General features: G+C 64.2%; 11 protein-coding genes and 1 pseudogene. 5 read left to right on the forward strand and 7 right to left on the reverse strand.

Going from position 1 to position 13,954, the window contains the following annotated elements:
• The 6 genes from NO345_RS15985 to rdfA all read right to left on the reverse strand — a co-directional run bounded on the left by NO345_RS15985 (position 1) and on the right by rdfA (position 8,761).
• Entirely contained in the window at positions 1 to 1,791 is a 1,791-nt protein-coding gene (locus NO345_RS15985; protein ID WP_256300854.1) for a PAS domain S-box protein, read from the reverse strand.
• Between the two features lie 386 nt (positions 1,792 to 2,177).
• On the reverse strand, positions 2,178 to 2,936 hold the full coding sequence (locus NO345_RS15990) for a glucose 1-dehydrogenase (protein ID WP_256300856.1): 759 nt from the start codon (positions 2,934 to 2,936) through the stop codon (positions 2,178 to 2,180).
• 907 nt (positions 2,937 to 3,843) lie between these two features.
• Complete coding sequence (locus NO345_RS15995; protein ID WP_256300858.1) at positions 3,844 to 5,373, reverse strand: sodium:solute symporter family protein; 1,530 nt, start codon at positions 5,371 to 5,373, stop codon at positions 3,844 to 3,846.
• 3 nt (positions 5,374 to 5,376) lie between these two features.
• Positions 5,377 to 5,592 (reverse strand): DUF3311 domain-containing protein, encoded by a 216-nt coding sequence (locus tag NO345_RS16000; protein WP_256300860.1) that lies wholly within the window; start codon positions 5,590 to 5,592, stop codon positions 5,377 to 5,379.
• Positions 5,593 to 6,145: 553 nt separating this feature from the next.
• Positions 6,146 to 8,104 (reverse strand): archaea-specific SMC-related protein, encoded by a 1,959-nt coding sequence (locus tag NO345_RS16005; RefSeq protein ID WP_256300862.1) that lies wholly within the window; start codon positions 8,102 to 8,104, stop codon positions 6,146 to 6,148.
• Between the two features lie 57 nt (positions 8,105 to 8,161).
• A complete protein-coding gene (gene rdfA / locus NO345_RS16010; RefSeq protein WP_256300864.1) occupies positions 8,162 to 8,761 on the reverse strand; it encodes a rod-determining factor RdfA in 600 nt (199 codons plus the stop codon).
• Between the two features lie 350 nt (positions 8,762 to 9,111).
• Here rdfA and NO345_RS16015 point away from each other — a divergent pair.
• Positions 9,112 to 9,609: pseudogene (locus tag NO345_RS16015) on the forward strand (universal stress protein).
• 153 nt (positions 9,610 to 9,762) lie between these two features.
• Here the strand turns inward: NO345_RS16015 and NO345_RS16020 are convergent.
• Complete coding sequence (locus NO345_RS16020) at positions 9,763 to 10,281, reverse strand: plastocyanin/azurin family copper-binding protein (protein WP_256300868.1); 519 nt, start codon at positions 10,279 to 10,281, stop codon at positions 9,763 to 9,765.
• Between the two features lie 886 nt (positions 10,282 to 11,167).
• Here NO345_RS16020 and NO345_RS16025 point away from each other — a divergent pair.
• The 4 genes from NO345_RS16025 to NO345_RS16040 all read left to right on the forward strand — a co-directional run bounded on the left by NO345_RS16025 (position 11,168) and on the right by NO345_RS16040 (position 13,771).
• A complete protein-coding gene (locus NO345_RS16025) occupies positions 11,168 to 11,458 on the forward strand; it encodes a winged helix-turn-helix domain-containing protein (RefSeq protein ID WP_256300870.1) in 291 nt (96 codons plus the stop codon).
• Between the two features lie 102 nt (positions 11,459 to 11,560).
• Positions 11,561 to 12,343 carry an IclR family transcriptional regulator gene (locus tag NO345_RS16030; RefSeq protein ID WP_256300872.1) on the forward strand — a complete coding sequence of 261 codons (783 nt, stop codon included), beginning with the start codon at positions 11,561 to 11,563 and terminating at the stop codon, positions 12,341 to 12,343.
• Positions 12,344 to 12,438: 95 nt separating this feature from the next.
• Positions 12,439 to 13,170, forward strand: a complete 732-nt coding sequence (locus NO345_RS16035) for an EthD domain-containing protein (protein WP_256300873.1) — start codon at positions 12,439 to 12,441, stop codon at positions 13,168 to 13,170.
• Complete coding sequence (locus NO345_RS16040; RefSeq protein ID WP_256300875.1) at positions 13,154 to 13,771, forward strand: HD domain-containing protein; 618 nt, start codon at positions 13,154 to 13,156, stop codon at positions 13,769 to 13,771. Before NO345_RS16035 ends, NO345_RS16040 begins: the two co-directional genes overlap by 17 nt.
• Positions 13,772 to 13,954: the final 183 nt, after the last annotated feature.

Genomic DNA, 13,954 nt, shown 5'->3' on the forward strand with positions numbered 1-13,954 from the left:
TCACTCCGGTGGCTCCACCTTCGGCAGTTCGACGACGAACACCGAGCCGGTGGGCGCACCGTCTTCGACCCAGACCTCACCACCGTAAATGTCGACGAGGGTGTCCACCAGGTAGAGCCCGATCCCCGTCCCGTCGCTGCCCAACCCTTTCTCTCCTTTCCCGAAAACCGCATCCTTCCGGTCGTCAGGGATTCCCGGCCCGTCGTCCGCGACGTTGACCCTCACGGCCTCCGCTCGCTCCGTGACCGACACGTGGACCTCCGGCACGACCTTCGCGTTGTGTTCGACGGCGTTCGCGAGGAGATTCCGGAACACCGACCCGAGGAGGTCGTTGCCCTCAACGGAGACCCGCGGGACCGACTCCTCCAGCGTGACCTCCGCGTCCGTATACTCCGTCCTGGCGTCCTCGACCGCCCGTTCGAGCGTCCGCTGGAGGTCGACCGGCTCGGTGTTCTCCTCCGCCGAGAGCATCACCTCGGACATGTTCCGCGCCGTCAGCGTCAGCTCGACCGCGTGGCTCGCGGTCTCCTGAACCGTCCGGAGCAGTTCCATCCCCGAGTCGTCGACGTGACTCGCGAGTGACTCCGCGTACGCCGTCACGAGTTGCAGGTCGTTCCGGATGTCGTGGCGGAGTATCTCGTTCAGCATCTCGAGGTCGTCACGCTGGGCTTCCAGTCGGCGTTCGTACTCCTTTCGCTCCGTGATGTCCTGTGCAACCTTGTGGATGTGGTCCGTCCCGTCGTCGTCCTGATAGAGCGACGCCGTCACGGCGACGTCGATGGTCTCACCGTCGACGGTCAGCAGTTGCTCCTCTCGCTTGACCTGGTTGGAGTCCGCGTCGTAGAGTGCGGCTATGAGATCCTCGCGGTCGCTCGGCTCCGCGTAGAACTCCACGACGCTCCGCCCGGCGAGTTGATCGTCCGACTCCGCTCCCAGCAGCGAGACCAGTCCGGGATTCAGGTACTCGAACGTCCCTTCCGGGTCAGGGGTCGTTCTGAACACGCCACTCGGGACCGTCTCGAGGAGTTCGGAGGTCAGTCCGAGCTGCTGTTCGTACCGTTTCTGCTCCGTGATGTCCTGCTGGAAGCCGACGAAGCTCGACACCGTACCGTCGTCCGACCGGACCGGCGCGACCGTGACCCGGTTCCAGAACTCGCTGCCGTCCTGCCGGTAGTTCCGCAGCTCGACGGTCACCGGCTCCTCGGCATCGATACCCCTTCGAAGTCGAGCGGCGGGCTCGCGAGCGGTCCCTTCGCCCTGCAGGAATCGACAGTTCCGGCCAACGACGTCGCTCTCACTGTAGCCGGTGAGCTCCTCGAAGCCCTCGTTGACGTAGACGAGCGGGTTGTCGGGCTGTCCGGGGTCCGAGAGACTGATACCGATGGGCGCGGTGTCGATCGCCTGGAGCTTCCGGGACATCGCCTCGGTGTCCGTCGTCGCTGTGGTCCTCACGACGAAGTAGCGTGGGTCCTCACCGGCGGTAGCCTCGACAGCAGCGACCCGGACCTCGACGGACACCGCACCACCGGCGTCCGTCCGGAGTACCCATCCGGTCGTCGCTCCCGAGTCAGCAAGCGCCTGGAGCTCGCCGAACAGGCTGGACGACGGGCTGCTCCGCTGTTCGACGATCTCCGCCAGTGCGCGCCCGCGGAGGGACTGACACTCCGACCCGACGAGATCGGCGAACCGCGAGTTACAGTCCTCCACCCGGCCAGCCTCCCGTCCGAGGACGACGAGACCGTCCGGACTCTGGTCGATCACCGCCTGGAGGGCAGTCCCGGAGAGGTTCATAATCGAAAGAAGGAGGCGCACCGATTAGCCCTTTGTGGCCACGGGTACCGTGTCGGTCCTGCTCGGTCAGTTGAAAGAGCTATGCCACTGGTGTGTCCCGTGCATCGACTGGTCCTTTTCCAGGCCACCGCCACCCTCCGCTCGGAGGCTCTGCCGGGCCCTCGTGAACCGGGAGGAGAAGCTCGTTGACCGCGACCTGCACGTCGAGACCGGCGAATCGGCGATGACCGACGCCCTCGACGAAGTCAACCTCCGAGGGACGTCGTCGTCAGCTTCTGTGGCCTGCTACCACCCCCGGTCTCGGGCGAGTCGCGAAGCGAGCACGGGGACGAGAATCAGCTACCGACAGGCTTCGGACGTGCTGAGTGGAGGAGCCCGAGGTGACGCTACTGGACCGAGTAGCCCCCGTCGACGGGGAGTGGCTGCCCGGTCACGTACGACGCGTCCTCGGAGCAGAGCCAGACGACTGCGGCAGCGATCTCCTCCGGCTGACCCAGTCTGTCTGCGGGGATCGCGGCGACCGTCGCCTCCATCGACTCAGGGTCCTCTTCGCCAGAGCGGGCGACCATGGGCGTGTCGATGACGCCCGGTAGCACCGCGTTCACCCGGAGGCCGTCGCTGCTGAATTCGACGGCCGCGGTCCTCGTCAGTCCGACGACGCCGTGCTTGCTTGCGACGTACGGGCTCAGATTGGGGAACCCGAGAATGCCAGCGATCGAGGACGTGTTCACGATGGCCCCGCCACCGCCCTCCAGCATGGCCGGGATCTCCTCTCGCATCGCGTAGAACACCCCGTTGAGGTTGATATCGAGGACCCGGTTCCAGTTCGCGTCGTCCTGTTCGGCGAAGCCGACCTGGTCGCCCTCGATACCCGCGTTGTTGAACGCGAAGTCGAGCCCACCGTACGTTTCGACGGCCGTTTCGACCGCGGTGGCGAGGTCGCCTTCGTCCGTGACGTCCGTCTCCACGAACGTGGCCTCGCCCCCATCGGCCTCGATCCGGGAAACGGTCTCTTCGCCGCCCTCTACGTCTATATCGGCCGCGACGACGCTCGCCCCCTCTTCCGCGAACCGCTTGGCAGTCGCGCGCCCGATTCCCGAGGCCGCACCGGAGACCAACGCGACTCCGCCGTCGATACCGTTCATACGAGACCACCCGTCCCGTCGAGGCTGGGGTCTGCCACCTCACGCCGAGTGAACCCGTACCCCGTCGTCGACGCCATCACGTGCTCACCTCGAACCCGACCACGGCTCTGTTCCCGACTGCGACGTCTGTACTCGCCCCTGCCGTGACAATTGGTTGCATCACACAAGCTAGTACGCCTTTCGAGATATTTCTGAGTTCTGTTCGGATATTGAGGTGTAGAACGTCGCCTCACGGCCACGGACATTGTCGGTTCGTCCAGCACGAGGACCGATACCCGCGACGGCAATGCTTCTCCCCGTAATCACTGCCCCATCGACCAGCGTTTCACATCCCCCACTCGTACTCGACCACCCTGATCGCGAACGGGTCGAAACGGTTCTGGATATTTGTAATCTCGAGTATATTTTGGATCCTGCGCGGGATAGTTCGACTGGGACTTTAACGGATCGAACCCTCCGTATACTAGTCGATAATCCACCGGCGTTTGCCTGGACCACCCTCTCCCTCCTGCGTTTTTTTGCCTGGTCCATGCATATCTGGTCGAGATTGGCTAGACCGGCTGGCTAGACCACTCTGACGGGAACCACCAGAGCGACAGTCTTGGCCGCCACAGCTGCCAATCTCGACTCAAGTACTTCTACCAAATACCGAGCTGAGAGGAAAGTGAACCTCCATAGTATCTATCCTGATATTTCCTTCAGTGTGGACAGCTCCCCAGGTTCTTCAGAGAACGGGACTCCTCGGTGATTGCAGGACCCAACCTCGTTCAGAAACGGGGTATCAGGCCGGGGCGACGCTTGTACGGTTTCGGAAGACACGAATTGTTCGTCAGCTCCAGCCCGTAAGTAGTTCGTGTATTAACTCGGGGACAGAGACAGTGCCACGACTGTGAGTTCGGCGGCTGCGTCAGTCGGCCTCGGCGCCAGTAACCGCGTACACCGATGGATCTTCGCCCGCACTGTTCGTGGTCCACCTGGAGACGGCGAGGGTCAGGGCCAGCCCCAGGAGCATCCCGGCGATGGCCGGTGTCCAGCCGAAGTAGTCGGCCGGGAGGGCGACGACCGGACGGCCGAGCAGGAGCTCTGAGAGGTATCGCAGCACCTCGAACGTGCTGAGGAGGTAGAACAGCTGGGAGCCACCGATACCGGCGGAGATCCCCCACTTCGTCGTCCCGTCCCAGTACAGCGCCACCAGCACGGGGAGCGCGAGCTGTGCGAAGCCGCTGAACGCGGTGTCGCCGATCTGGACCAGCGTGCCGGGCGCGTAGAGGCTGGCGACGAACGACAGCGACGCGAATATCACGACACCGATCCGTGCGACCGTCGCCTCGCCACCGAGCGCGTCGTCCACCGCGTCTGCCCGGCCGGTCAGCGGCCGGTAGAGGTCCCTGGTGAGGTATGAGGCCCCGGAGAGCAGCATCGAGTCACTCGAGGACATCATCGCGGCCATCGCGCCGGCGACGACGACGGCCGTGAACCACGGTGCCGTGTACGCCTCGAGCACGGCCGGGACGACGTTCCCCCCCTCGGGCACCTCGACGCCAAGCCCCGCGGCCCACGTCCCGAGCATGAACGCCGGGACGAAAAGCAACACGACGAGCACGGGCCACAGCGACAGCGTCCGCTTGAGCACGCGCTTCGACCGCGCGACGAAGAACCGCTGGTTGATCTGGGGGAACATCGTCACGCCGAAGGCGATGCTGATCGCCGTCGAGAGCATCCACTGGGGCGAGTAGACGCCACCTCCCAGCCGGAGGAACTCCGGGTTCGATGCCGCAACAGCGTCCGTCGCGGCGGTCGCCCCGCCCGCGGCCGAGAGCACCCAGCCGATGGCCACCCAGACGATGCCCAGCATGAACAGACCCTGGAGCGTGTCGGTCCAGGCGACACCGCGCATTCCCGCGATAGCGACGTAGAGAATCATGAACAGCGTAATCCCCCCCGCCCCGACCCAGAACGGGACTGCGCCGTCTGTCAGCCCGACGATCGCCTGCCCCGCACCCTTCTGCTGGAGCATCACGTACGGGAACAGCCAGAAGATGCTGATGGCGGCGACGGCACCCCGGAGCCAGGTGGAGCCGAACCGGTCGCCGAGCATCTCGCCGAGCGTGACGTAGCCGTTCTTCCGGCCGACGAGCCACTGCTTGTAGCCCAGTACGTACCAGAGGATGGCGAAGAGGATGCCGTCCATCAGGCCCATCACGAGTATCCACTCCGGCCCCGCCGAGTACGCGAGGTTCGGGCCCCCGAAGAAGGTGAACGCCGACAGCAGCGTCGCGAACGTCGTGAAGAGCAGGACGACGGTGCCGAAGGTCCGCGAGGCGAGGTAGTAGTCCTCGGCCGTCCGGTCGGTCAGCCGGTAGGCCAGCAGGCCGACGCCCAGCGCGACCAGTAGGTAGCCGGTGACGATTCCCAGCTGGAGTGTGGTCTCCGCCATGGGTCACACCTCCTCGATCCCGACGCCCCACGCCCGACGAACGAACACCCGGAAGGCGACCGAGGCCAGCAGCATCCAGCCGATGTGCCACCAGAGCCACACCGGGAGCCCCGCGACGACCGTCCCGTCCCGCCAGAGGAACCACGGGATCGCCAGCGCCGAGAGCAGCACGGCGACCACAGCCCAGACCCATCCGCCTCGTGTTGCGCGTGCCGACATCAGTGAATGTGGAGTTCCCAGTCGCTGTTCAGATAAACGTTCCTGCTGCGGCCCGTTGCGTGGCGGGCGACCGCGTCGTCCTGGGTCGGGCCTTATTCCACGACGACCATGCAGAGGGTATCGGCGACCACAGAGTAGGCGATGTCGTACGGGCCACTCCATCCGAGATGGGTTTCGAGGCTCGCTGGACACTATCCCTATATAACTAGACTATTATTGAAATCGGAGGATTGTTCCAATCTGGGCTGCGGTGGTAGTTCCACCCAGCAGCGCGCACAGTTCGCAGTCGAATCTGGAATACACCGAATACCAAAGTATACTATCGTTTTACTGTTGTCTCCCCGCCTGAGAAGGACAGAAAAGGGAGGGTTCGAATGCCATATCACGAACCCAGTCCAACTGGTGAGCAGGAGAGACAGCCAGATAACATTTATATGAATATTTGTATATCTTCGATACTCTCAGTTAGATGTTGTTACAGAAGCGGGTTTGTACTCGGTCGAACCGGCTCGGACCGAACCACCGACGGGACGAGGGCGGACACCCTGTCGACTCAGATTTCCGTGATGGTCCGCTTGTCGACGTCTACCGCGTCCGCGTCCTCCGGGAGCAGTGCGACGACGAGGAACTCCGGATACTCGGCGAAGTACGCCACGAGCTTCGCGATGCGGTCCGAGTCGATGGCCTCCAGCGAGTCCAGCAGCATCACGGGGACCGACTCGTAGAGTTCGTGGACGAGATACCCCGCGAGGGCGACGACGAGACCGACGACCTCGCGCTCGCTCTCGCTGAGGGTCTCGACGGTGCCCTCGTACGCACCCCCCGACTCGGACTCCCGGACGATGTGGAGCTCGAACACCGTCTCCTCGACCTTCCTGCGGCCCTGTTCCGTCTCCCGCTCCTTGCGTTCGATCCAGATGCGGGCGATGTTCTCGTACCCGAGGATGTCGAGTATCTCCGCCATGTGGTCGTTGAACTCCTCGACGGCGTTCTCCTCGAGGCGGTCGATCCGGTTCCTGAGCTCGTCCAGCTCCTCGACCAGCTGGTCCCGGCGGGCCTCCAGCTCCGCTCTGTCGTCGAGGAGCGATTCGAGCTCCTCGATCTCGGACTCGGCGGTGGCGAGCTCGTCCTCCTTCTGGTCGAGTTCCAGCTCCACCCTGTTCGCCTCCCTGTGGAGTGCCAGTATCTCGTCGTAGTCGGACGACTGCTCCTCCTCGACTGCCGCCTCGAGCGCTTCGATCTCCTCGTGTAGCGTCTCCCGCGTCTCCTCGAGTTCCTCGATGCGGGCGCGTTTCGCGTCGAGCTGGACGTCGATTTCGGCCAGCCGGTCCTCGAGTGACTCCCGTTCGTCTTCTGACGCCTCGGCCTCGGCGATCCGCTCGGTCGTCTCGTCGATGCGGTCCCGGATGGACTCCCGTTCGGCCAGCTTCTCCTGTCGGAACGAGCGGAGTCGGTCGAGCGTCTCCTCGATGTCCTCGCGGGCGACGCGGGAGCCACAGGTCCAGCAGGTCACGGAGCTCTCGTCCTCGAGCAGCTGGTCCGTGACCGGTCCGTCCCGCTCGTCGTGGTCGTCATCGGCGAGCACGGCCGCGATTTCGTTGTCAGTCCCCGTCAGCATCTCCTCGTTGAACTGCACGACGCTCTGGAGTTCGTTCATCTGCGCGGTCACCGTACGCTGGCGCTCCCGAAGGTCCGCGAGGTCGCTCCGGAGGGCATCGAGGTCCGTACCGGGTCGGTCGGCCAACACTGCTCGACGGTCCTGTTTCTCCTCGCGCTCCGACTCCAGCGAGGCGATTGTCTCACGGAGCGTCTCGAGCTGGAATCGGATGTCCTCCAGTTGCGAGCGGTGCTCCTTCAGCTCCGACAGCCGCTCCTCGATGGCCGCCGTGGATTCCCGCCCCGCCGACAGGTCGCCGTCCGCCCGGTCGATCTCGGCAGCCAGTTCGTCGAGCCGTTCGCGTCGCTCCCCGATGGCCGACTCGAGCTCCCGTTTGCGGCGTTCGAGCTCCACCAGCTCGGGCTCCCGCTCCGCTATCGACGAGAGCCGGTCGTCGATGTCCCGCTTCTCGGCCTGGCGGAGCTCGATCTCCGCCTCGATCTCGGCAGTGTCGATCGGACGGGTGAGGAGTTCGTGGAGGTTCTCCCCGCGAGCGACCGCCCGGCGAGCCTCGTTCTCCTCGAGGAGGAACGCGAACAGGTCGGCGGTCTCGGGGTCGTCCAGATAGCCGGACCCGGTCGCGGTGACGGTCCCGTTTCGGCGTTCGAACCGGCGCTCGACCACGGTATCCCCGAGCGAGAGCTCCACACGACCCTCCGCCGCATCTCCCTTGAGCGTGTACTGGTCGCTCCCCATCGCCGCCATCAACGCCTGCAGGAAGGAGGTCCGGTTCGTCGCGTTCCGTCCCTCCAGCACGGAGACGCCCTCCGAGAGCGTCACCGACGTCCGCGAGATACCGCCGACGTTCTCCACCTGAAGAGAGAGTTCCCCGCGCAGGGATTCAGCCTTCGACATAGTTGGCGATACCCTCGACGGCTCTTAGTTCTTGTCGTTCACTCACTCGTCCGCGAGTTACTCCGAAGGACAGTCACAGCCGTCGGTCAGTACCCGTTCCAGGTCCATGGACCGTCCGCAGTCACGGCAGACTATCCGGACGTCGACGAGCACCTCGGGGTCACCGACGTCCGTAACCCCGGCGTTCTGCAGCGATTCGAGTGTCGACTCCGTCACCAGCGACGTCCGCTGCTGGAGCGCGTATATCCGATCTCTGGCCTGTTCACTCCGTTCCGTGGTAGTCTTCTCGTCGGGCCCCGACGCCTCCAGACAGTTAGTGAGATGGCGGTACACCGTCTGATGTGAGACGAGACGGTCGGCGAGCTGCTCGACGTCGACGCCGGCCCGGTCGAGTTCTCGCCTGATCTCGATCACCTCCGATTCGGCGAGCTCGTCCGTGTGCAGGGCCTCGTAGACGGGGGTCCGACTCCACTCGAATCGACTCACGTCAACAGCGGTCAGCTCGGCCTCCACGAGGTCCCTGTTGAGCGTCTCGGTCAGACTGCGGACGCTCGTGCCGTCCTGCCACTCCGCCGTCAGCCAGTCGTCGACGTCGCTGCGGCCGTACTCGGCAGTGACGCGTCCCACCTTGCAGCCACAGTTCTCGCGTTCAACCATGTGTTCCAGGACGAAGTGTTACAACCATATATTCGTAACGACACCGTCACTGGTGGCAGTTGTCGCCCCCACGATGACCGAGGAGCGCACGGACGGTCGAACCGTCGGTAGACCGTCGTTACCGCTGTACGGGGCGTATACTACGAACGCGGCTGGAAGTAGCAGCTGGAAGTAGCAAGACGGTACCGCACGACCGTGTCGCTGTGCGGGGCAGAGACATGGTCGAGACCCACCGGAACGACCTCCCTGGACGCACAGTGCGCTTCGACGGCGGTCGATGGGAGCCCACGACGGTCGACGCGCTGTCGAGGACCAACAGTTAATCCCCTGCCCGCCGAACCACACACTGTATGAGCACCATCCTGCTGGCCACGGACGGGAGTGAGTACGCAAGACACGCCGCCGAACAGGCCATCGAACTGGCCGCGGAGCGTGACGCACCGTTGCACGTCCTCTGTGTCGTGGACAGACGCCGGTTCGACGACCCCGCGCTCAGTTCGGCAGAGCTGGCGACCATCTACGCGGACGACCACGCGGCCCTCTGTGTCAACGAGGTCACGGAGCTGGCCGAACAGCGGGAGGTCCATGTCGAAGGCGACACCCGCCACGGCATCCCACACGAGGTCATCATGGAGTACGCCGACGAGGTCGACGCCGAGGTAATCCTCGTCGGGGAGCACGGCGACCACGACGAGCACTTCTCCGGCGTCGCCCGGAAGGTACTGGCGGACTCCGACCGGGAGGTCCGTGTGGTGAAAGTGGCGGCGTGACGAAGCGAGGCGCTCCTCGGGAGTGTCGCAGAAGCCGTCGCGAGACGGTCTCCAGCATCCGTCACCATCGTCCCATGAGGGTCGTTCCATCCGTGTGCGAGCCACCCGACAGTTCGTGGTCGAAGCGTGCGAAGCGCCTGTCAGTACGGGAGCCAGGCAGAGTAACTCGCAGAGGCCCACCGTCGCGGACCACTACATCGGTTTGCTGCCCGGCAGACCCGTCCTCCCTCGCTACCCTTCCTCTTCCAGTCCATAATCGCCACCGTACTTCAGGAAGATGTACGCGAGCCCGGTGACCGTGAGTAACGCGACCGTCGTGAGAACGACCAGGGTCCAGGCCGCATCGGGGATCGTAGGAATCGCCGGGCCGTCACTCCCCTCCTGTGCCCCGCCCGGTGTGACTTCGATACTGGCGACCATCCCCACGCCTTCGTGTGGGATACAAAAGTACTCGTAGGACCCAGCGACATCGAACGTGTGCCTGAAGGATTCGCCTCCGGGGATGTCACCGGCCGCGGTGTTACCGACAGCGTAGCCGTTCCGAGCTGGTCCTTCCGCGTCGAAGTCGCCCGACGCGAAGTATTCCGCGTCTTCTGGGATTTCGTCCTCGTACGCCGTGACAGAATGACCGATACCGCCGACGTTCACCCAGTCGATGGTGTCCCCCGGGGCAATCGTGATCGAATCCGGATCGAACACGAGCGAGTCCGTCATCTCGATGGTCTGGCGCTCGCCGTCCTGTGCTGCCACAGCACCGACCACACTTGTTACTGCACTCGCACCTGTCGCTGTCGTCAGGAAGCGTCGCCGGGTCAATCGGGGTGACATACCGTCTGTAGTTGTTCGACACCGAGCCGCAAAACATCATCGTGAAATGACAGTTTCGAAACTATTTCAACCTCGGTACCTCCGTCGCATCGAACTCCCTGGGCCTCCATCGCCCCATTCGCCCACCACAACTGCGAAACACGACGAGTGTCGGTGGTGAATCAACCTGAAGGCCGTGTACCGCCGCCCTGCAGATCCGACCCCGCGCCCGTCGACTGTTCTTGCGACCCCCGGTGTTCGATTCGCTTGAAGTATGTTTCTCATACAGCGACCACGTGCCGACCATCGGAGTCACCCCCGTGGCTCGAACTGCAGCGTTCTGCCGTAAGGTCGACCAGCACCGGAACCCACGGGCAAATCTGTTACAGCCCTATTTTTGTAACAAACGCATCTTGGTATCCAATCTACTTGGACGTATTGCGGCCCCGCGCATATTGATTGGTACCAATCAACACACCCTGCATTCTCGCGAGACACCCGTCTCAGGTTGGGGGTTCCAACAGTTTTCTGCCGTAAGTACACCTGAGATGGCTCGAGCCTGGACGACTGACTGTACGACTCAACGGAAACTATCCGGAACAATTACTCGGAACGTGGACGACTGATGGACGTTCATAATCCGAGTAGTTCGTATCCGATTCGTTCGCCATCGGATGCGCTTGGCGACCCCGAGTTCGTCTACCGCTTGTGACCCACACGGGACCCGTCCGGATTGGATGCTGCCCACTCCGCTGCAGCAGGTTAACATGAGCGGAAAGTCAGACCCGACCGTTTTTCTCGCCGGTGCCACAACGACACGTACGCAGCGATGAGCCACCAACCCCACGAGGAATCGTCGACCTGGGACCAGACGGCGGTCGCGGTCCTGCAGGAGTACCCGCCCAGCGTCAAGCTCGTCGCGAAGGTGCTCGACGCCGAGGGCGAGTTGAGCCAACGGGAGATCGCCGACGAGTCGCTCCTCCCGCCCCGGACTGTCAGGGCGGCGCTGAACAGACTCGAGGACGGAGACCACCTGACGACCCGGTACTCGTTCCGGGACGCCCGGAAGCGCCTGTACACGCTCGATTTCGAGTCCGAGTCCGTCCTGAGCCGGTCGTAGACCAGTGCTCGCATCTTTCGTCGCACCGTCCGCCACCAGATTCGTCCCAGCTACTCGGATTCACTGCCAAGAATTAACTGGCCCCACTTCGTACGCCGGAGCATGACACCAACCGATTCCGTCAATCGCCCGGTGAAGACGACGGAGTACTCCATCCAGATCCTCGAGTCGTTGAAGTCGACCCCGGGGCAGTCGCTGGCCGATCTGACCGCGGAGTTCGACATCGCACGCAGCACCATCCACCGACACCTCCTCACCCTCGAGGCGAACGACCTGATCGTTCGCGACGACGATGGGCGCTTCTCGCTCGGTCTCAGGCTGCTTGATTTCGGCCGGCGGTCGAGAGAGTACGTCGAGTTCTTCGACGTCGGTCGCCAGCAGGTTGACCGGCTCGCGGAGACGACCGGAGAGAAGGTCTGGCTCGTCGCCAAGGAGGACGACCACAGCGTCCACCTCTACAAGGCTCACGGCGACAACCCGCTGGAGACGTCGGCCCAGGTCGGCCAGCGGCGCAACCTCCACCAGCTCGCCGCCGGGAAGTCGATGCTGGCGTTCCTCCCGGACGACGAACTCGACGAGATCGTCGAGCGCCGTGGCCTCGAGGAACAGACCGACAGCACCATCACCTCCGAGGACGAGCTGCGCGAGGAGCTGGACGCGATCCGCGACCGGGGCTACGCGTTCAACATCGGCGAGTCGGTGACCGGTCTCAACGCCATCGGCGCGCCGATCCGCGACGAGGACGGCTACCCCGTCGGGGCCATCAGCATCTCCGGCCCCGCCCACCGGGTCAAGGACTCGTTCCTCACCGAGGAGCTCCCGGACACGTTGCTCGCCGCCATCGACGAGATCCACATCAGTCTCCGGTACGGGACGAACGCCTGACTCGGACGCGTGCTCGTGGGGCGACCCGTCTCGGCTCCGCCGTCGACCGGGGAGATGGCATGTTTTATGTGGCCAACCCGTGATTCCTCACTCGCATGTTCAAGCACGTAGCGCTGCTCGTCCGGAAGGACGGGATGAGCCACGAGGAGTTCCGCGACTACTGGGAGAACAACCACTCGCCACTGGCGAAGGACATCGAGGGCGTCGTCCGCTACCAGACGGTCTATCCCACCGAGCCGGAGCACGCCGAGTTCGACGGGATCGCCGAACTCTACTTCGAGACGCTCGACGACCTCCACGAGGCACTCGGTAGCGAGGGCTCCCGCGACTACGACCCCACCCGCGAGGTCGCAGCGAAGGCCCGCGAGGACGTCGACAACTTCCTCGACGTCGAGAAGCGCCCCCGGTTCATCGGCGAGGAGAAGGTCTGGAAAGACGAGGTCGACGGCGACACCGACGGCCTCTACAAGCACTCGGCGCTGCTGGTCCGGCAGGACGGGATGAGCCACGAGGAGTTCCGCGACTACTGGGAGAACAACCACTCGCCCCTTGCGAAGGACATCGAGGGCGTCGTCCGCTACCAGACGGTCTACCCGACCGATCCCGAGAACGCCGAGTTCGACGGCGTCGCCGAGCTCTACTTCGAGGACCTCGACGACCTCTACGAGGCACTCGGCAGCGAGGGCTCCCGCGACTACGACCCCACCCGCGAGGTCGCGGCGAAGGCCCGCGAGGACGTGAACAACTTCCTCGCCGTCGAGGAGCGCCCCCGGTTCATCGGGCAGGAGAAGGTCTGGAAGGACGAGACCGATGCCGACGGATACTGAGACCACCGGACGCGACTACGAGGCACAGGTCCGGGACGCCTACCCCGAACTGGAGCACATCGAGGACGATGAACTGCGCGAGCAGGTCGTCGAGGCGTGGACGCTCGGGCTCGAGCGCGGCGGCTGGCAGGACATCTCCGACATCCCCTACGCCTGGAACATCCACGAGGTCACCAACGTCGAGCACGTCCGCGGGGTGACGAAGATCGCCATCGAGTCCGCCGAGATTCAGCGCGAGTTCCACGGCGCGGACCCGGACATGGACGTCGTCGTCGCCGCCTGCCTGCTCCACGACGTCGGCAAGGCCTACGAGTACGTCGACTTCGTCGATGCGGAGATACTCGACGAGCCCGACCGCGAGCACTACGCCAGCGAGGAGATCCCCCACTCCATCTCCGGCTACGCTCTCGCCCACGAGGTCGGCACACCCCTGGCCGTCCAGCGCGCCATCCCCCACTTCCTCGGCGAGGTGCCCACCCGGACGATGGAGGCCGAACTCGTCAAGAGCGCGAACTCGGCGTCCTCGAACGCCATCACCCAGTCCGCCATGGGCATCACCCTCAAGGAGTGGGTCGACCAGTACAGCCAGACCCAGAACTGAGACCGCCGTCGGCGTCCGCCGCTGGGTCGACTCGCTCCTTTTCAGTCACAGGATAACAATAACCAGAATCGGCCAAACTATGTTCCGAGGAAGGTAACTGGTCGACGGGTCCCTTTCGACCAGTCCGTGCCTGCGGCCCCACCTTCCTCTCGTTTCGTACTGACGATACCTCCGGTGCAGTTC

Origin of the sequence: Haloarchaeobius salinus, assembly GCF_024464185.1 — an archaeon.
GTDB lineage: Archaea > Halobacteriota > Halobacteria > Halobacteriales > Natrialbaceae > Haloarchaeobius > Haloarchaeobius salinus.